The 18,109-nt window shown below is 64.1% G+C and carries 16 protein-coding genes; 9 read left to right on the forward strand and 7 right to left on the reverse strand.

Annotation, left to right across the window (positions count from 1 at the left end; translation table 11 throughout):
• The first annotated feature begins 174 nt into the window (after positions 1–174).
• The 3 genes from rpe (at position 175) to ACFOJ9_RS34040 (ending at position 3,623) form a co-directional block, all read left to right on the forward strand.
• The gene (gene rpe, locus ACFOJ9_RS34030; protein ID WP_378985812.1) at positions 175–849 is read left to right on the forward strand and encodes a ribulose-phosphate 3-epimerase; all 675 of its coding nucleotides are present in this window, start codon (positions 175–177) and stop codon (positions 847–849) included.
• 331 nt (positions 850–1,180) lie between these two features.
• Positions 1,181–1,927, forward strand: coding sequence for a GntR family transcriptional regulator (locus ACFOJ9_RS34035; protein ID WP_378985814.1), 747 nt, complete (start codon positions 1,181–1,183; stop codon positions 1,925–1,927).
• Positions 1,928–2,108: 181 nt separating this feature from the next.
• The gene (locus ACFOJ9_RS34040) at positions 2,109–3,623 is read left to right on the forward strand and encodes a malonate--CoA ligase (RefSeq protein ID WP_378985816.1); all 1,515 of its coding nucleotides are present in this window, start codon (positions 2,109–2,111) and stop codon (positions 3,621–3,623) included.
• 24 nt (positions 3,624–3,647) lie between these two features.
• On the opposite strand, the gene ACFOJ9_RS34045 is transcribed toward ACFOJ9_RS34040, so the two are convergent.
• The 5 genes from ACFOJ9_RS34045 to ACFOJ9_RS34065 are packed head-to-tail and all read right to left on the reverse strand — an operon-like array spanning position 3,648 to position 8,648.
• A complete protein-coding gene (locus tag ACFOJ9_RS34045) occupies positions 3,648–4,760 on the reverse strand; it encodes an NAD(P)/FAD-dependent oxidoreductase (RefSeq protein ID WP_378985818.1) in 1,113 nt (370 codons plus the stop codon).
• Between the two features lie 9 nt (positions 4,761–4,769).
• Positions 4,770–5,942, reverse strand: coding sequence for an N-acetylglucosamine-6-phosphate deacetylase (gene nagA, locus ACFOJ9_RS34050; protein WP_378985820.1), 1,173 nt, complete (start codon positions 5,940–5,942; stop codon positions 4,770–4,772).
• On the reverse strand, positions 5,939–6,973 hold the full coding sequence (locus tag ACFOJ9_RS34055) for an SIS domain-containing protein (RefSeq protein ID WP_378988236.1): 1,035 nt from the start codon (positions 6,971–6,973) through the stop codon (positions 5,939–5,941). The genes nagA and ACFOJ9_RS34055 overlap by 4 nt, the downstream gene beginning before the upstream one ends.
• Positions 6,974–6,987: 14 nt before the next feature.
• Positions 6,988–7,770 (reverse strand): GntR family transcriptional regulator, encoded by a 783-nt coding sequence (locus tag ACFOJ9_RS34060; protein WP_063169682.1) that lies wholly within the window; start codon positions 7,768–7,770, stop codon positions 6,988–6,990.
• A complete protein-coding gene (locus tag ACFOJ9_RS34065; RefSeq protein ID WP_378985823.1) occupies positions 7,767–8,648 on the reverse strand; it encodes a BadF/BadG/BcrA/BcrD ATPase family protein in 882 nt (293 codons plus the stop codon). The genes ACFOJ9_RS34060 and ACFOJ9_RS34065 overlap by 4 nt, the downstream gene beginning before the upstream one ends.
• A gap of 198 nt (positions 8,649–8,846) precedes the next feature.
• Between ACFOJ9_RS34065 and ACFOJ9_RS34070 the strand changes: the two genes are divergently transcribed.
• From ACFOJ9_RS34070 to ACFOJ9_RS34095, 6 genes are all read left to right on the forward strand, one after another.
• On the forward strand, positions 8,847–9,806 hold the full coding sequence (locus tag ACFOJ9_RS34070; RefSeq protein ID WP_378985825.1) for an N-acetylmuramic acid 6-phosphate etherase: 960 nt from the start codon (positions 8,847–8,849) through the stop codon (positions 9,804–9,806).
• A gap of 2 nt (positions 9,807–9,808) precedes the next feature.
• The gene (locus ACFOJ9_RS34075) at positions 9,809–11,068 is read left to right on the forward strand and encodes an ABC transporter substrate-binding protein (protein WP_378985827.1); all 1,260 of its coding nucleotides are present in this window, start codon (positions 9,809–9,811) and stop codon (positions 11,066–11,068) included.
• A gap of 229 nt (positions 11,069–11,297) precedes the next feature.
• On the forward strand, positions 11,298–12,227 hold the full coding sequence (locus ACFOJ9_RS34080) for a carbohydrate ABC transporter permease (protein WP_378985829.1): 930 nt from the start codon (positions 11,298–11,300) through the stop codon (positions 12,225–12,227).
• Between the two features lie 226 nt (positions 12,228–12,453).
• On the forward strand, positions 12,454–13,293 hold the full coding sequence (locus tag ACFOJ9_RS34085) for a carbohydrate ABC transporter permease (RefSeq protein WP_127265686.1): 840 nt from the start codon (positions 12,454–12,456) through the stop codon (positions 13,291–13,293).
• 247 nt (positions 13,294–13,540) lie between these two features.
• Complete coding sequence (locus ACFOJ9_RS34090; RefSeq protein WP_378985832.1) at positions 13,541–14,602, forward strand: Gfo/Idh/MocA family protein; 1,062 nt, start codon at positions 13,541–13,543, stop codon at positions 14,600–14,602.
• A gap of 226 nt (positions 14,603–14,828) precedes the next feature.
• The gene (locus tag ACFOJ9_RS34095) at positions 14,829–15,827 is read left to right on the forward strand and encodes an ABC transporter ATP-binding protein (RefSeq protein WP_128305133.1); all 999 of its coding nucleotides are present in this window, start codon (positions 14,829–14,831) and stop codon (positions 15,825–15,827) included.
• A gap of 314 nt (positions 15,828–16,141) precedes the next feature.
• On the opposite strand, the gene ACFOJ9_RS34100 is transcribed toward ACFOJ9_RS34095, so the two are convergent.
• Together ACFOJ9_RS34100 and ACFOJ9_RS34105 are read right to left on the reverse strand one after the other, a co-directional pair.
• Positions 16,142–16,987 carry a fumarylacetoacetate hydrolase family protein gene (locus ACFOJ9_RS34100; protein WP_378985834.1) on the reverse strand — a complete coding sequence of 282 codons (846 nt, stop codon included), beginning with the start codon at positions 16,985–16,987 and terminating at the stop codon, positions 16,142–16,144.
• A 224-nt stretch (positions 16,988–17,211) separates the two neighbouring features.
• Entirely contained in the window at positions 17,212–17,943 is a 732-nt protein-coding gene (locus ACFOJ9_RS34105; protein ID WP_378985836.1) for an SDR family oxidoreductase, read from the reverse strand.
• Positions 17,944–18,109 lie beyond the last annotated feature (166 nt).

The raw sequence follows: 18,109 nt of genomic DNA on the forward strand, positions 1-18,109 counted from the left end.
CCGGCGGGTTTTTCTTATGGCTCCGGGGCAAGCGGAAATTGGCTGCAACGATCGGAGACGCCACAACGCTACCCGGCCCGTGCAGCGCCCGCGCACTCGACAAGTCGGCTGGAGCACATTAGGCAGTCGATCCAGAGTGGCCGGATGAAAAGGGCGCTCGGAAAGGCCGCACCTATGAGCAAAAAGACCTTGATAGCACCATCGGTGCTGGCATCGGATTTTTCCAGGCTCGGCGATGAGGTCGAAGCGGTGGCGGCGGCCGGCGCCGACTGGATCCATCTCGATGTGATGGACGGGCACTTTGTCCCCAACATCACCTTTGGCCCACCGGTGATCAAGGCGATCCGCAACCGCACCAAGGCCTTCTTCGACTGCCATCTGATGATTGCTCCGGCCGACCCCTATCTGGCCGCTTTCGCCGAGGCCGGCTGCGACGGCTTGACCGTGCATGCCGAGGCCGGGCCGCATCTCGACCGTTCGCTGCAGACCATCAGGAACCTTGGCAAGAAGGCCGGTGTGTCGCTCAATCCGGCAACGCCTGAAAGCGTGGTCGAATATGTGCTCGACCGGCTCGACCTGATCCTGATCATGACCGTCAATCCGGGCTTCGGCGGTCAGGCCTTCATTCCGGCGATCGTCGACAAGGTGAAGCGGGTCAAGGCGCTGATCGGCGACCGGCCGATCCGCATCGAGATCGACGGCGGTGTTTCAGCCGAAACCGCGCCGCTGGTCACCGCTGCCGGCGCCGACGTGCTGGTGGCGGGCGCCGCCATCTTCAAAGGCGGCAGCGTCGAAGCTTACCGGGCAAACATTCAAGCGATCAGGACGGCAGCCGACAACGCCGGTTAACCCACGGCATTCATCCCTTCGTCAATCCCGTCCCTGCAGTCTGATTCGATTCGGGTGTTCGCCGTCTATACGCACGGCAGAACAGATGGTTGCGCGCGTACAAAAGAACAGATTCTTCTGCGTGCATACAAAACATGTTAAGTTTCCGCAGGTTGTGGGAATGCGCGGAATTACAGCATCGCGCTTCGGAATGCCGCATATTCCTTTGTGCTAAAGTACAATAGCGTGATCTTCTGCTTGAGCACAAGGCGGCGCGCGTTATAGGGTACAAGTACGAAAATGCTGTCGGACTCGAATTGCCCAAGACAAGTCTTGGGGACAAGGAGTCGCTGTGACATACGGAGCTGCCAATCTGAACGACGACGCTGCAGGACCCAAAAGCACGCTTGCCAGCACGGTCTATCAGCAATTGCGGGACGATCTTCTCGGCGGTGTTCTCGAAACCGAGAGCAAGCTACGGGTCGAATGGGTGGTTTCCAAATATGGCGCCGGCGCTTCCCCTGTCCGCGAGGCTCTCAACCGTCTCGCCTCGGAAGGGCTTCTCGGGCGCCACGACCAGCGCGGCTTCTTCATCATGCCGGTCAGCGCGTCGGAGCTCGAAGAGCTGACGCGCACCCGCTGCTGGCTCGAGGAGCGGGCGCTTCGCGAATCCATCGCCCACCGCACGGCCGAATGGGAAGAACAACTCGTCCTGGCGCTGCATCGCCTGGGCCGCGCGTCGCGGTTTTCGCCGCAGAACCTCGTCTCGCTCAATCCGGATTGGGAGCGGCTGCACCGTATCTTCCATAGGGTGCTGATTTCGGCCTGCCGGTCGCAATGGCTGGTGGGGTTCTGCGATCAGCTTTCCGATCACGCCTATCGCTACCGGCAAATGGCCAATGACGGCGAGGGCGTCCAGCGCGACGATTTCGCCGAGCATCGCCTGATCGCCGAATGTGCCCTGGATGGCAATGCCGACGGTGCCGTCGAGGCACTGATCAATCATTACCAGTTGACCGCCGCCATGTGCATGAAACGCTTCGAGCAGAACGACGAGTCACAGGCGGTCGCCGGCAAGGGCGCACGCGCGCGGCGGTAGTGGCCGTTTCCGGCAGGTCTTTGCGACCCATTGCTTGCAGCCTCGGCGTTGGCACGACGGGCGTGAAACGCTGTCCGCGGTCTTGACGGCGCGGCCAGGAACCGCGAACTCTTCGCCGCCGATGCATGCCGCTCCAGGCGCATGCGCAGGCCCGCCGTTCCGCCACCCCAGGGAAGTCTTCATGAGCAATCATCTGTTCGATGCGTTCCGGTCCCGGATGCCGGCGCCGGGGCGTCTGCTGATGGAAACCGATGATGGCCGCTCGCTCACCTATGGCGATATGCTGGCGCGCTCGGCGCAGCTGGCGCATGCACTCCGGCAACTGGGTGTCGAACCCGGTGACCGCGTTGCCGTGCAGGTCGAGAAGAGCCCGGAAGCGGTCCTGCTCTATCTCGCCTGCCTGCGCACCGGCGCCGTCTTCCTGCCGCTTAACACCGCCTACACACTGACCGAGCTGGAGTATTTCTTCGACGATGCCGAACCACGACTGGTCGTCTGCGATCCGGCGAGGGCAGCCGACATCGATGCGCTGGCGCAGAAATCGGGTGCTACCACCGTCACACTCGGTCGCGACGGCGAGGGATCGCTGACCGATCAGGCCTCGCGGCTGCCGTCGGATTTTCATGACGTGGTTCGCGGCGAGGGCGACCTCGCGGCGATCCTCTACACGTCGGGAACCACCGGTCGCTCGAAAGGCGCCATGCTCAGCCACGAGAACCTTGCTTCGAACGCGCGGGTGCTGGTCGAGCGCTGGCGCTTCACCGGAGATGACGTGCTGATCCACGCGCTGCCGATCTTCCACACGCACGGCCTGTTCGTCGCCACCAACGTCATCCTGATGGCCGGCGCCGCGATGCTGTTCGAGCAGAAGTTCGATCCGGCCCGCATCGTCTCGTTGCTGCCGCGCGCCACCGCCCTGATGGGCGTGCCGACCTTCTATGTGCGCCTGCTGCAGCAGGATGGGCTGGGCCGCGAGGCGGCGAAAAACATCCGTGTGTTCATTTCCGGTTCGGCGCCGCTGCTGGCCGAGACGCACAAGGCCTGGCGCGAGCGCACCGGCCACGCGATCCTCGAACGCTACGGCATGACCGAGACCAACATGAACACCTCGAACCCCTATGAGGGCGAGCGGCGCGCCGGTACGGTTGGTTTTCCCTTGCCCGGCGTCACGCTTCGCATCGCCGATCCCGACAGCGGCTCGGCACTTGCGCAGGGCGAGGTCGGCATGATCGAGGTGAAGGGCCCCAACGTCTTCGGCGGCTATTGGCGCATGCCGGAGAAGACCAAGGCGGAATTCCGCGCCGACGGTTTCTTCATCACTGGAGATCTCGGCATCATCGATGCCGACGGCTACGTCCACATCGTCGGCCGCGGCAAGGACCTGATCATTTCCGGCGGCTACAACATCTATCCGAAGGAACTCGAAGGCGAGATCGACGCGCTTGACGGGGTTAGCGAAAGCGCCGTCATCGGCGTTGCCCATCCGGATTTCGGCGAAGGCGTCACCGCTGTCGTCGTGCGGGCGCCGTCATCGCAGATCACCGGGGCCGAGATTCTCGGCGCCATCGCTGAACGCGTGGCGAAATACAAGCACCCGAAGCGGGTGATCTTCGTCGACGAACTGCCGCGCAACACCATGGGCAAGGTGCAGAAGAACCTGCTGCGCGACACCTACAAGGGTCTCTACACATCCTGAAACTGGAAATGCGCCGGCAGCCGGTCAACCCGGATACAGTAGTTCGCAAACATGCTCGGCGATCGCCAGGCTTGCCGTCAGGCCGGGGCTCTCGATGCCGAACAGATTGACGATCGCCCCAGTGCCATGGTCGGCCGGTCCCTGGATCATGAAGTCGGCCGCCGGCTGGCCCGGCCCGGACAGTTTCGGCCGGATGCCGGCATAGGCGGGCTGCAGGGCGCCGTCGGCAAGCCCAGGCCAGTAGCGCCGGATCGCCTCGTAGAAGGCGGCGCTTCGGCCGGGATCGACCGTATAATCCACGCTGTCGATCCATTCGACATCCGGGCCAAAACGCGCGCTGCCGGCAAGGTCGAGGGTCAGATGGACGCCGAGGCCGCCATTGACCGGCACGGGATAAATCAGCCGCGAGAAGGGCGACCGTCCCGAGAGTGAGAAATAGCTGCCGCGCGCTAGCCAGAGCGGCGGAACAAGACCTTCCGGGAAGCCCTCGATGCGGCCGGCGAGGGCCTGCGCATCGAGGCCCGTGGCGTTGACGAAGGCTCCCGCCTTCAACGTGAAGGTCTCGCCATCGGCATCATGCGTATCGATCGGCATCCCATCGGCTTCGATTGCAGCTCCGGCAACGGTGGTGAGGAAGGCGAAGGATGCGCCGGCGGCCTCGGCGTCGCCGCGCAGCGAGAGCATCAGCGCCTGGCTATCGATGATGCCGGTCGATGGCGACAGCAACGCCCCGGCACATCGCAGCGCGGGTTCGAAGCTTTCGGCTTGTGCCGGTGTCAAAACTTCGAGATCGCCAACTCCACAGCTCCGCGCATTGGTCCGGATCGCGCCCAGCCTGTCCAGCTGTTCCGGTTCCACCGCGACGATCAGCTTGCCGGTGCGGGCGTGGGCGATGTTGTGCTCGCGGCAATAGGCGTAGAGCCGCTCGCGGCCTTCGACGCAGAGCCGGGCTTTCAGGCTGCCCGGTGTGTAGTAGAGCCCGGCATGGATGACTTCCGAATTGCGCGAACTGGTGACCGTGCCGATCGCGCCGGCCTGTTCGACCACCAGCACCTCGCGGTCCGACAGAGCGAGCGCCCTGGCGATGGCGAGCCCGACGACACCCGCTCCCGCAACGACGCAATCGACGTCATGCATGGTCTGATATCACCGGGCACTGTCGGCTGCAAAAACCTTGTCGCCGCCGATCCAGACGCTTCTGATGTCGAGATCGTCCGACAGCGCGACGATATCGGCCGCCGTGCCGTTGGCGAATCGCCCGAGTCGATGCGATTGCCCTATCGCCTGCGCCGGATAGAGCGAGGCCATGCGCAAGGCCTCGGAAAGCTCGAGCCCGACGACGCGGTGAATGAATCGCACGGCCGAGATCATGTCGAGATCGGCGCCCGCCAGCGTTCCGTCGGCGAGCCGCAGGCTGCCGTCCCTGCGGTAGATGGTGCGGCCGTTGAGCGTGAACGAGGTCATGTCGGTGCCGATTGTCGCCATGGCGTCGCTGACCAGCACGATCTTGCCGGGGCCTTGCTTGGCGCGCAGCGCGATCTTGATGGTGGCGGGATCGACATGGATGCCGTCGGCGATGAGCCCGGCGGACAAGGTGCCGATGTCGATGGCCGCGCCCGCCAGCCCGGGCTCACGGTTGCCGATCTGGCTCATCGCGTTGAACAGATGGGTGACCACGCTCGCGCCGGCTTCGGCGAAGGTGCTGGCGGTGGCGTAGCCGGTGTCGGAATGGCCGAGGCTGACGATGATGCCCGCCTTGGCGAGTGCTGTGACGCGTGCCGGTTCGACGGATTCCGGCGCCACGGTGGTGAGCAGCACCGGCAGTTTTTTCCGCGCCGCGATCAGCATCGCCTGATCGGCATCCGTCATCGGCCGGATCAGCGCCGGATCATGCGCGCCCTTGCGGGCGACCGACAAATGCGGGCCTTCGAGATGCAGGCCGAGGAAGCCCGGCAGCTTCCTCAGCGCTGCCGCTTCGCCGGCGGCAATCGCGGCGGCGGTGATGTCGGGCGTGTCGGTGATCAGCGTCGGCAGCAACGCCGTCGTGCCGAAGGGCGCATGCGCCTTGCAGATGGTTTCGAGCGAAGCGACATCGGGATGGTCGTTGAGCATGACGCCGCCACCGCCATTGACCTGCAAGTCGACGAAGCCCGGCGCCAGCACGCCGCCGCCGGTATCGACGACGCGGATATCCGAAGGAATGGCGCTCGTGGGCAAAATAGCCTCGACGAGGCCGTCGCGCACGACCAGTGCGTGGCCTTCATGCCAGTCGTCGCCGTCGAAAATGCGGGCGCCAGTCAGGGCAAAACGGTCGCTCATACTGTCTCCGTCACCTTGCGAAGATTGCGCGGCGCGTCCGGATCGAGGCCGCGATGGCGGGCAAAGGCCTCGACGAACATGTAGAAGGAGACGATCAGCGTCAGCGGATCGGTCAGCGGATGGCCGGTGGCGATATGCGGCAGGCGCACGGCGCGCTGGGCAAGTGCCGAGGTGACGAACACCGGCGCGCCCTTGGCCGCCAGGCTGTCGGCGGCCTCAGTGATGGACGGTTCGGACGCATCGCGCGCGGCCAGCGCTAGCACCGGAAAATCGGGTCCGATCAGCGCCAGCGGGCCATGCATGACTTCGGCGGCGCTGTAGGCCTCGGCATGCATGCCGCAGGTCTCCTTGAATTTCAGCGCCGCTTCGTTGGCCATCGCCGCCGACGGGCCGCGGCCGAGGATGAACAGCGATTTCTGCTTCTCGATCGTTTCGGCCAGCACCGTCATCCAGTCACAGGCGATCGCGTTGCGGAAATGCCCGGGCAATTGGGCGAGTGCCGCCAGCAGCGCATCGTCGCCGGTGGCATGCGCCATCAGGGCGAGACCGGCGACAGCGGAATTGATGAAGGTCTTGGTGGCCGCCACGCTGCGCTCGGGGCCGGCCAGGATATCGATCGCATAGTCCGAGGCGCGCGCCAGCGGCGAATCGGCGGTGTTGGTGATGGCGATGGTCAGCGCGCCGCCGGCTCGCGCGGTTTCGGCCATGGCGACGATGTCGGGGCTCTTGCCCGACTGCGAGATCGCCAGGCAGGCCGAGCCGGCGAGCCTGAGCTTGCGGCCATAGATCGAGGCGATGGACGGTCCGACCGATGCGACGGCGAGGCCGGCGGTCAGCTCGACAGCATATTTCATGAAGGTGGCGGCATGGTCGGAGGAGCCGCGTGCCACGGTGACGACAAACTGCGGGTCGCGTTCGCGGATGCCGCGCCCGGCCTCGGTCAGCACGGCGCCGGAGCCGTCGAGCAGGCGGGCGACCGCTTGCGGGATCTCCTCGATCTCGCGCCGCATATGGGTCATTTCTGTCGACATGGTCGGCTCTGTGCTCATGGTCGGCCCTCTTCGCTCGGCCCTGTCAGCCGCAGTTCGGCGACGAAATCATAGGCGTCGCCCCGGTAGATGGAGCGGGTGAATTCGATCACCTTGCCGCTCGCCAGATAGGAGATGCGTTCGATGTGCAGGCCGGCGATGCCGGGCGGCACTTCGAGCAGGCGTGCGTCGCTGTCGCCGAGATTGGCGGCGGAAATGCGCTGCACCGCCCGCACCGGCCGGTTGCCGGTCAATTCCAGCGCCGCATAGAGCGAGGAGCCTATATCAGCCGGGTCGGGCAACACGCTGGCCGACAGCGAGGCGCGTTCGATCGCCAACGGCGTGTCGTTGGCGATGCGCAGGCGCGCCACGCGCGCCACGAGTTCGTTCGACGACAGGCCAAGCACCATCATCTCGTCGGGCGAGGGCGCGTAAAGGCCGCGGTCGAGCCATGCCGAACGCACCACCATGCCGCGCCGCGCCATGTCCTCGGTAAACGAGGTCAGCCGCGACAGCGATTGCTCGACGCGCTCCATGCGCGGCGCCACGAAGGTGCCGGAGCCGTGCCGCTGGACCAGGATGCCGCCCTTGACCAGATCCTGCACCGCCTTGCGCACGGTGACGCGTGAAATATCGGCCTTGGTGGCGATGTCGCGCTCGGAGGGCAGCGCGTCGCCCGGTCCGATCAGGCCGCGATTGACCGCGTCCTCGATGCTCTTGCGAAGCTGCAGATAGAGCGGCGCGCCGCTTTGCGCCTGATGTTTCAGCGTGGCGAAGATCTGGTCGGCGGCCTCGCTCATCGCGCCGCCTCCGCGTGTCTGGCGAAAAGGCGGACCGCTATCTGCACCGCGCCGCCCAGCGCGTCGTCGAGCGGCGGCTTCAGCAGTGCCCGGTAGCGCGCTGATAGGCGCGGCGCGTAGAGCGGCGCCAGCCCGCCGAGCAGGCAAAGCGGCGCGTCGTCCGCGAGGTCGAGCGCGCCAAGCGAGGCTTCGACATCGGCGACCACCCTGTCCAGGATCCAGTTGGCGACGCTGTCGCCCTTCTCGGCATGCTCGAACACCTTGGGTGCGAAGCCGCCGAAATCGCCAGGCTTGGCATTGGTGGTGAATTCGACCACGTCCTCCGGATTGTTGCGGAAAACCGCCAGCATGCTCTGCGTCAGCGGCGAACCGGCGCGGACGCCGTCATAGGCAAGCAGCGTCTGTTCGAGCAGGTCGCGGCCGATGCGGGCGCCGCTGCCCTGGTCGCCGACCTGAAAGCCCCAGCCGCCGATGGCGCGCGACTTGCCGTTCTTGCGCGCCATGTAGGCGGTACCGGTGCCGAGGATCGCCATGGCGCCGTCGCCGGAGCCGACAGCGCCTTCCAGCGCGATTTCGGCGTCGGTCTCGACGCGGCTGATGCTGAATGGCAGGATCGCCTCGAGCTGCTGCCGGTAGGTGCCGACATTGGCGCCGGCAAGGCCGAGAATTGCGGGCGTTTGCGGGATCAGCTCCGGATCCTGCCCGGCGGCGATGAACGCCTGCCTGGCGGCCTCGACGATGTTCGAGCGGGCGCCGGTCAGATCGGTGCGGATGTTGGCGGCGCCGCTCTTGGCGCGGCCAACAACGGCGCCATCCGCTGTTGCCAGGGCGGCCCTGCAGCTGGTGCCGCCGCCATCGATTCCGAGTACGAAATTCACGTGATTTCTCCTCCAGGCGGATAATACCAATAAAATACCAATAGCCAAGGGTTAATTTCCGTTTCAAAAAGATTAAGCCGTATTTTATTGAAAAGCCTATGCATTTCGTCGGCTCAGCGATTTCCGGCCAGCGAATTCGTTAATGCGTGTGGACAAGTGGTATTTTTTTGGTATTGTTCTGGTATTGGAGGAACCGGGATGGCCGAAACGCGCACCGAAGCGCTTCACCAGAATGCCGAGGGGCTGGATATCCAGGCCCCGGACGCCATCCTTTCCTATTTGGCCGATGCGCAGATCGAAGCCGCCAAGGTCGTGCGCCACGCCATTCCATCCATCGCCAGTGCGGCCGAAATCATCGCCGGCAGGCTGAAGAGTGGCGGCAAGCTTGCCTACGCGGCGGCCGGCAGCTCGGGCCTGATGGCGCTGGCCGACGCGCTGGAGTTGCCGGGCACCTTCGGCATTCATCGTGACCGCATTGCCATCCTGATCGCCGGCGGCGACGAAGCTTTCCGGACACTGGCCGGCGGCCCGGAAGACGATACCGAGGAGGCAGCAAGGGCGGTCGCCAAGGCTGGCCTCGGCAAGGGCGACTGCCTGATCGCCATTTCCGCCAGCGGCACGACGCCCTATGCCGTCAAGGCGATCGAGGAAGCCGCCCGTCGGGGCGCCGCCACCATCGGCATTGCCAACAACAAGGACACGCCGCTGCTCAAGCTGGCCGATGTGGCCGTCCTGCTCGAAACGCCGCCGGAGCTGATCGCCGGCTCGACGCGCATGGGCGCGGGCACCGCCCAGAAGATCGCTCTCAACATGCTGTCGACGCTGACCGCGGTGCATCTCGGCCATGTTCATGACGGCTACATGGTCAACCTGATGGCCGACAACATCAAGCTGCGCGACCGCGCGGCGCGCATCGTCGCCGCCGTCAGCGGGCGCGGCACGGACGAAGCGGCCCGCCTGCTCGAGAAGAGCGGCGGCGCGGTCAAGACCGCCATTCTGCTTGCCGCCGGCGTCGACAGCACTGACGCGGCGCAGAAGATACTGGAAGAGGCCGGCCAGAAGCTGCGGCCGGCCCTTTCCGCGATCGAGGGGAGCAAGGCGCCAAAAGCCTCCGTTCTCATCAAAACCGAACCTGAAAAAGGTCAACAGGGAGACTGAGCATGACAACGAAACTACTGACGGCACTGCTTCTAGGCACCAGCATTCTCGGCTCGGCCGGGGTTGCCTATGCCGACGACGTAACACTTAACATCGAGAGCTGGCGCGGCGACGACCTTGCCATCTGGAAGGACAAGCTGATCCCGGCTTTCGAAGCCAAGAACCCGGGCATCAAGGTGGTGTTCGCACCGTCGGCTCCAACCGAATATGACGCCGCACTCGGCGCCAAGCTCGCCGCCGGCTCGGCGGGCGACCTGATCACCTGCCGCCCGTTCGACAAATCGCTTGAACTGTTCAAGAAGGGCAACCTCGCCGACCTCTCGGCGCTGCCTGGCATGGAAAACTTCTCGCCGGTGGCCAAGTCCGCCTGGCAGACCGACGACGGCAAGGCGAGCTTCTGCGTGCCGATGGCCTCGGTCATCCACGGCTTCATCTACAACAGGGACGCCTTCGACAAGCTCGGCATCAAGGTGCCGGAGACCCGCGACGAGTTCTTCGCCGCGCTCGATAAGATCAAGGCCGACGGCACCTACATCCCGATGGCGATGGGCACCAAGGACCTCTGGGAAGCCGCGACCATGGGCTACCAGAACATCGGCCCCAACTACTGGAAAGGCGAGGACGGCCGCGCGGCGCTGATCAAGGGCGATCAGAAGCTGACCGACAAGGACTGGGTCGCGCCGTATGAGGAACTGGCCAAGTGGAAGCCGTATCTCGGCGACGGCTTTGAAGCCCAGACCTATCCGGACAGCCAGAACCTGTTCACGCTCGGCCGCGCCGCCATCTACCCGGCCGGCTCGTGGGAAATCGGCCTGTTCAACACCCAGGCGCAGTTCAAGATGGGCGCCTTCCCGCCGCCGGTCGAGAAGGCCGGCGACACCTGCTACATCTCCGACCATACCGATATCGGCATGGGCCTGAATGCGGCTTCGAAGAACGCCGATGCAGCCAAGACCTTCCTGTCCTGGGTCGCCTCGCCGGACTTCGCCACCATCTACGCCAATGCGCTGCCGGGCTTCTTCAGCCTGAACTCCGCGCCGGTGAAGATGGAAGACCCGCTGGCGCAGGAATTCGTCTCCTGGCGCGGCAAGTGCAAGTCGACGATCCGCTCGACCTACCAGATCCTGTCGCGCGGCACGCCGAACCTCGAAAACGAGACCTGGGTTGAATCGGCTAACGTCATCAACGGCACCGATACGCCGGAAGCCGCGGCCAAGAAGCTGCAGACCGGTCTCGACAGCTGGTACAAGCCGGCCAAGTAAGAGCTCAGACTGAACGCTGCTTATCTCCCCCCTTGAGGGGGAGATGTCGCCGAAGGCGTGGAGGCAGGCCGCGACTTGATCGTTGCTGGAAAGCACGGTCAAATGTCGATGGCGCGCTGCCTTGACCGACCCCACCCGCCTCGCTTCGCGAGGCACCCTCCCCTCGAGGGGGAGGGAGGCGCCGCGCCTTTGGCGGCATTTGCCAACCTGATCAGCGGGGACCGAACTCATGGCTGCAGATATCAGACCGAAAAGACCGTTCCGCTGGCACATCGCCATCTTTCTGGCGCCGGCGGTGCTCGTCTACACGGCGATCATGATCCTGCCGCTCGCCGGCACGCTGCAGCTGTCGCTGTTCCGCAACATCGAGCAGCACCAGGTCTTCGTCGGGCTGGAAAACTTCCGCATGCTGTTCGGCGATCCCAACTGGTCGGTGGGTTTCTGGAACGCGCTGAGGAACAATGTCTGGTTCTTCATCATCCACATGATCGTGCAGAACCCGATCGGTGTCATGCTGGCCGCGCTTCTGTCCAGCCCGAAACTGAGATTTGCCGCCTTCTACCGCACGGCGATCTTCGTGCCGACCATCCTGTCCTTCGTCATCGTCGGTTTTGCCTGGAAGCTTATCCTGTCGCCGCTATGGGGCGTGGCGCCGCATCTGATGGATCTTGTCGGCCTGAAAAGCCTGTTCACGCCATGGCTAGGCAAGGAGCAATATGCGCTGACCGCGCTCAGCCTGATCTCGGTGTGGCAGTTCGTCGGCATCCCGATGATGCTGATCTACGCAGCCCTGCTGTCGATCCCCGAAGAGGTGATCGAGGCCGCCGAATGCGACGGCATCACCGGCCTGTCGCAGTTCTGGAAGATCAAGCTGCCGCTGATCCTGCCGTCGATAGGCATCATCTCGATCCTGACCTTCGTTGGCAATTTCAACGCCTTCGACCTGATCTACACCGCGCAAGGCGCGCTTGCCGGGCCGAACTATTCCACCGACATTCTCGGCACCTTCCTCTACCGCGCCTTCTTCGGCTTCCAGCTGCAGACTGGCGATCCCAACATGGGTGCGGCGATCGCCACGATGATGTTCCTGATCATCCTCGGCGGCGTCTGCGTCTACCTCTTCCTCGTGCAGACGCGCCTGCGTCGCTACCAGTTCTGAGGGATGAAATGTCGAGCTTGAGCACCCCCCTCTGGCCTGCCGGCCATCTCCCCCGCAAGGGGGGAGATCAGATGTCATTTCGACCTTCGCCAATCTCCAGCGTTGCAAGATGTGCGGCAACGCTAAAACTGCCAATCTCCCCCCTTGCGGGGGAGATGTCCGGCAGGACAGAGGGGGGTGCCAGGGCGCCGACCTCACGGATCGCGATTGTTCAGGAGACTTTCCAATGAGCACCGCCACCCGTTCCGTGCCCCGCACCATCGGCGCCCACGCGATCCTGCTGACCTACACAGTGATCGCGCTGTTTCCGGTGATCCTCGTGATCATGAATTCGTTTAAATCCCGCGCGGGCATCTTCGGCGCGCCGCTGACGCCGCCGACGCCAAAGACCTTCGACCTGATCGGCTACACGACCGTGATCGGCCAGGGCGACTTCATCCACTATTTCCAGAACAGCCTCGTCGTCACCGTAGCCTCACTGTTCTTCGTGCTCCTGTTCGGCGCCATGGCAGCCTTCGCACTGTCGGAATACCGCTTCCGCGGCAATTCGCTGATGGGGCTCTATCTGGCGCTTGGCATCATGATCCCGATCCGCCTCGGCACCGTCGCCATCCTGCAATTGATGGTGGCGAGCGGACTGGTCAACACGCTGACGGCACTGATCCTGGTCTACACCGCGCAAGGCCTGCCGTTGGCCGTCTTCATCCTGTCGGAATTCATGAAGCAGGTGTCCGACGATCTGAAGAATGCCGGTCGCATCGACGGCCTGTCCGAATACACCATCTTCTTCCGGCTGGTGCTGCCGCTGGTCAGGCCCTCGATGGCAACCGTCGCCGTTTTCACCATGATCCCGATCTGGAACGACCTGTGGTTTCCGCTGATCCTGGCGCCGTCGGAAGAAACCAAGACGGTGACGCTAGGCGCCCAGCTGTTCCTCGGCCAGTTCGTCACCAACTGGAACGCCATCCTGGCAGCACTCTCGCTGGCGATCATGCCGGTGCTGATCCTCTACGTCATCTTCTCGCGGCAGCTGATCCGCGGCATCACCTCCGGAGCCGTCAAGTGAGCGGAGACCTACAAATCTCTGCTGGAGCCTTCACCCCACCCGGCGCTTTGCGCCGACCTCCCCATCAAGGGGAGGTAGAAGGCTACAGCTTCATTCTCGACCGCCAGCGGTCGCGGTTCAGAATAGCCTTGTTGGCGATGGGATGTTCGCGCCGACGTCCCACCTCCCCTCGATGGGGAGGTCGGCGCGAAGCGCCGGGTGGGGTGACACCCTTTCAAGAAGAAACTGGAATATCTGGAGTAGCTAGGTGAGCTCTGAATCGCCCCTTCGTGTCGTCGTCGCTGGCCTCGGCAATATGGGCCGCAGCCATGCGCTGGCCTATCACACCAATCCGGGTTTCCAGATCGCAGCACTGGTCAACCGCTCCGACGCGCCGCTGCCGGAAGGGCTTTCCGGCTACGGCATCCGACGCTCCTTCGACGAGGCGCTGCGCGACGAAAAGCCTGACGTCGCCTGCATCGCCACCTACTCCGACAGCCATGCCGACTATGCGGTGAGGGCGTTCGAGGCCGGCTGCCATGTCTTCGTCGAAAAGCCGCTGGCAACGACGGTGGCCGATGCCAAACGCGTCGTCGCGGCCGCCAAGGCCAATGGCAAGAAGCTGGTGATCGGCTACATCCTGCGCCATCACCCGTCCTGGATCAGGCTGATCGCCGAGGCGCGCAAGCTCGGCGGCCCCTACGTCTTCCGCATGAACCTCAATCAGCAATCCTCAGGCCACACCTGGGAAACGCACAAGCAGTTGATGCAGACGACCTCGCCGATCGTCGACTGCGGCGTGCATTATCTCGACGTCATGCTGCAGATCACCGATGCGAAGCCTGTGGAAGTGCGTGGCATGGGCGTGCGGCTGACAGACGAGGTGGCGACCTCGATGTATAATTACGGCCACCTGCAGGTGCTGTTCGATGACGGTTCGGTCGGCTGGTATGAAGCCGGCTGGGGGCCGATGATTTCGGAAACGGCGTTCTTCGTGAAGGACGTGATTTCGCCGAATGGCTGCGTGTCGATCGTCATGAAGGAGGGCGTCAAGTCCGACGACATCGACACCCACACCAAGACCTCCACCATCCGACTGCACAGTGCCGCGACCGGTGCGGACGGCAAATTCGCCGGGCCGGACGAGATGCTGTCGATGGAAGGCGAGCCCGGCCATCAGGACCTCTGCGACCTCGAACAGGCCTTCGTGCTGAAGGCGATCCGCGAGGATCTCGATCTCACCAAACACATGGACGACGCGGTCAGATCGCTCGCGGTCTGCCTTGCAGCCGACGAGAGCGTGCGCAGTGGAAAGGCGGTGCGGTTATGACGAGGCAATTGTCGTCAGGGGTTGCGCTCTACGGCGCCCCCCTCTGGCCTGCCGGCCATCTCCCCCTCAAGGAGGGAGATCAGCTTTCCACACGGCCTTCGCCAATCACCAACGTTGAAAAGAGTGCGGCGGCGTCAAAGCTGCCAATCTCCCCCCTTGAGGGGGAGATGGCCGGCAGGCCAGAGGGGGGTGTCTGGGCGCCCGCATTCCAATCCGGAGGAACGAAGTGGGCTCGCTGAACATCGAGAACGTGAAGAAGGCCTTCGGGCCGGTCGAGGTGCTGAAGGGCATCAACCTCGAAGTGAACGACGGCGAATTCGTCGTCTTCGTCGGCCCGTCCGGTTGCGGCAAGTCGACCTTGCTCAGGGTCATCGCCGGACTGGAGGATTCGACCTCGGGCCGTGTGGTGATCGACGGCGCGGATGTCTCCGCCACGCCGCCTGCCAAGCGCGGCATCGCCATGGTGTTCCAGACCTATGCGCTCTACCCGCATCTGACGGTGAAGAACAATATGGGCCTCGGCCTCAAGCAGGCCGGCACGCCGGCGGCCGAGATCGAGCGGCGCATCGGCATCGCCTCGTCGATGCTGTCGCTGGAGCCCTATCTCGGGAGGCGGCCGGCCGAGCTCTCCGGCGGCCAGCGGCAGCGCGTCGCCATCGGCCGCGCCGTGGTGCGCGAGCCGAAATTGTTCCTGTTCGACGAACCGTTGTCGAACCTCGACGCGGCACTGCGCGTCAACACGCGGCTGGAGATCGCGCAGCTGCACCGCCGGCTGAAGGCGACGATGATCTACGTCACCCACGATCAGGTCGAGGCAATGACGCTGGCCGACAAGATCGTCGTACTCAATGCCGGTCGCATCGAGCAGATCGGCGGCCCGATGGAGCTCTACAATTCGCCCGCAAATGAGTTCGTCGCCGGCTTCATCGGTTCACCGAAGATGAATTTTGTCGACGGCGCCAGGCTCGGCGAAACAGCCAAGACCATCGGCGTGCGGCCGGAACATCTGACCGTCGATCCGAAATCCGGTGCCTGGAAGGGAACGGTGGTGCACGCCGAACATCTCGGCGCCGACACCAACCTCTATCTCGACTGCGAGAAGGCCGGGCTGATCACCGTGCGGATTTTCGGTGTCTATGATGCTGAGCCTGGGGCCACGCTTTATGCGACGCCGGATCCGGCCAAGACGTACCGGTTTGGAGCGGATGGGAAGGTGTTGAAGTAGCTTGACACCCTCTTCTTTCCTCTCCCTCCGGAGGGGGGAGAGGTGGCGCCGCGAAGCGGCGACGGAGTGGGGGAAGACCTGGACCCAAGCCGAAACCGCCATAGAATAGGAACCGACGCGTCAGTGTCGCTTCGACAGACGGGCGATGACGAATTCTTTGAATCCTTGGTGTTGGTCTTGACGAGCGGGTCGAGCCCCCACTCCGTCGAGCTTCGCTCGCCACCTCTCCCCCGATCGACGGGGTAGAGGAAGGGCGCTAAACCGCCTCTTCTCTCCTTCCGGAAGACCACAAGGAGAGAACGGAGAAGCTGCGCCTAAACGTCAGCCTTGAACGTCTGCTTCTGCTGACCCAGGCCCTCAATGCCCAGCTCCACCACATCGCCGGCCTTCAGGAACACCGGCGGTTTCATGCCGAGGCCGACGCCGGGTGGCGTGCCGGTGGAGATGATGTCGCCGGGGTGCAGCGACATGAACTGGCTGAGATAGGAAACCAGATACTTGACGCCATAGACCATGGTCTTGGTCGAGCCGTTCTGCATCGTCTTGCCGTTGACCGTCAGCCACATTTTGAGGTTCTGCGGATCGGCCACTTCGTCCTTGGTCACCAGCCATGGGCCGGTCGGGCCGAACGTGTCGCAGGACTTGCCCTTGGTCCACTGGCCCTGCCGCTCGGCCTGGAAGGCGCGTTCGGAGACGTCGTGGGCAACGCTATAGCCGGCGACATAGTCGAGCGCGTCGGCCTCGCTGACATATTTGGCGGTTTTGCCGATGACCACGGCCAGCTCGACTTCCCAGTCGGTCTTCACCGAGCCGCGTGGGATCAGCACGTCGTCATCCGGCCCGACAATGGCCGAGCTCGCCTTCATGAAGATGATCGGCTCCGGCGGCACGGTGGCGCCGGTTTCGGCGGCATGGTCGGAATAGTTGAGGCCGATGCAGATGAACTTGCCGGTGCCGGCAACGCAGGCGCCGAGGCGCGGGCTGCCGGAAACCGCCGGTAGCGACTTCGGATCGAGCTTGGCCAGTGCCGCCAGCGATGCCGGGTCGAGCGTCTTGCCGCCGATGTCGGTGACGTGGCCAGTGAGATCACGGATCGTTCCATCCGCATCGAGCAGGCCGGGGCGTTCGCTCCCGATCTCGCCATAGCGCAGCAGTTTCATTTAAATCCTTCTCCTGATTGCGGCCTCGTGGCCTTTTGCAAACTTTCCGCCAAGGCGATGGCTCCGAGGAACCGGCGGACCGTAACCATCGACCCGATCCCGGACAAGCGCGGTCGCCATATAAGATAGCCGGCGAGCGGGATTTTCAGACTCCTCGATCCCCTGGTAAACGCCGGGAAGGAGTCCGATCGTCCTGTCTGCCCAAGATCCTTTCGAACCTGCGATCAGATCGACCAGCCGCCGTCGATATTATAGGCCTGCCCGGACGTATAGGTGGCGCCGGCCAGATAGACGGCGAGATCGGCGATTTCCTCCGGCGTGCCGAGCCGGCCCATTGGCTGGCGGGCGATGAAGGCGGCGCGGGCGGCATCGTAGTCGCCTTGCGCGTGCATGCGATCCTGCAGCGACGGGCTCTCGACCGTGCCGGGGCAAATGGCGTTGCAGCGTATGCCCTTGCCGACATAGTCGGCGGCGATCGCCTTGGTCAGGCCGATGACGGCGGCCTTGGTCAGGCCGTAGACGAAGCGGTTGGGCACGCCCTTGGTCGAACTGGCCAGCGAGGCCATGTTGATGATCGATCCGTCGCCGCGTTCCAGCATGCCTGGCAGCACAGCCCGGCTGGTGCGGATCATGGCGCGGACATTGAGGTTCAGCGCGAAATCGAGATCGGCGTCCTTCATCTCGAGGATCGAGCCCGCGTGGACGAAACCGGCGCAATTGAACAGCACGTCGACGACACCGATCTCGGCAAAGGCGGCGTTGACGGCCTCATCGTTGAGCACGTCCAGCTTGCGGGTCTTGATCCCCGAGGTCTTGGCGAGTTCCGCCAGCAGCGCCTCGTTGATGTCGGTGGCGTAGACGGTGGCGCCAGCTTTTGCAAAGGCCAGTGCGCTCGCCTTGCCGATGCCTTGCGCCGCTGCCGTGACGACAACGACCTTGCCTGCCAGATCCGCCATGCTTTTCTCCTAGCCCGCTTGGGATCGTTCGGGTTTATCGGCAGCCGGCCAGGGCGTCATGTGCCAGTCGGACGCCATCATGCGGCCTGCGCGCCTGTCAGCCCACAGATAAAGATGTTTTTTCTCGTTAAAGAACATGCATCCGGGCGTCAAGCCCGAACACGAT

This window comes from Mesorhizobium cantuariense, assembly GCF_042647205.1.
Classification (GTDB): Bacteria; Pseudomonadota; Alphaproteobacteria; order Rhizobiales; family Rhizobiaceae; genus Mesorhizobium; species Mesorhizobium cantuariense.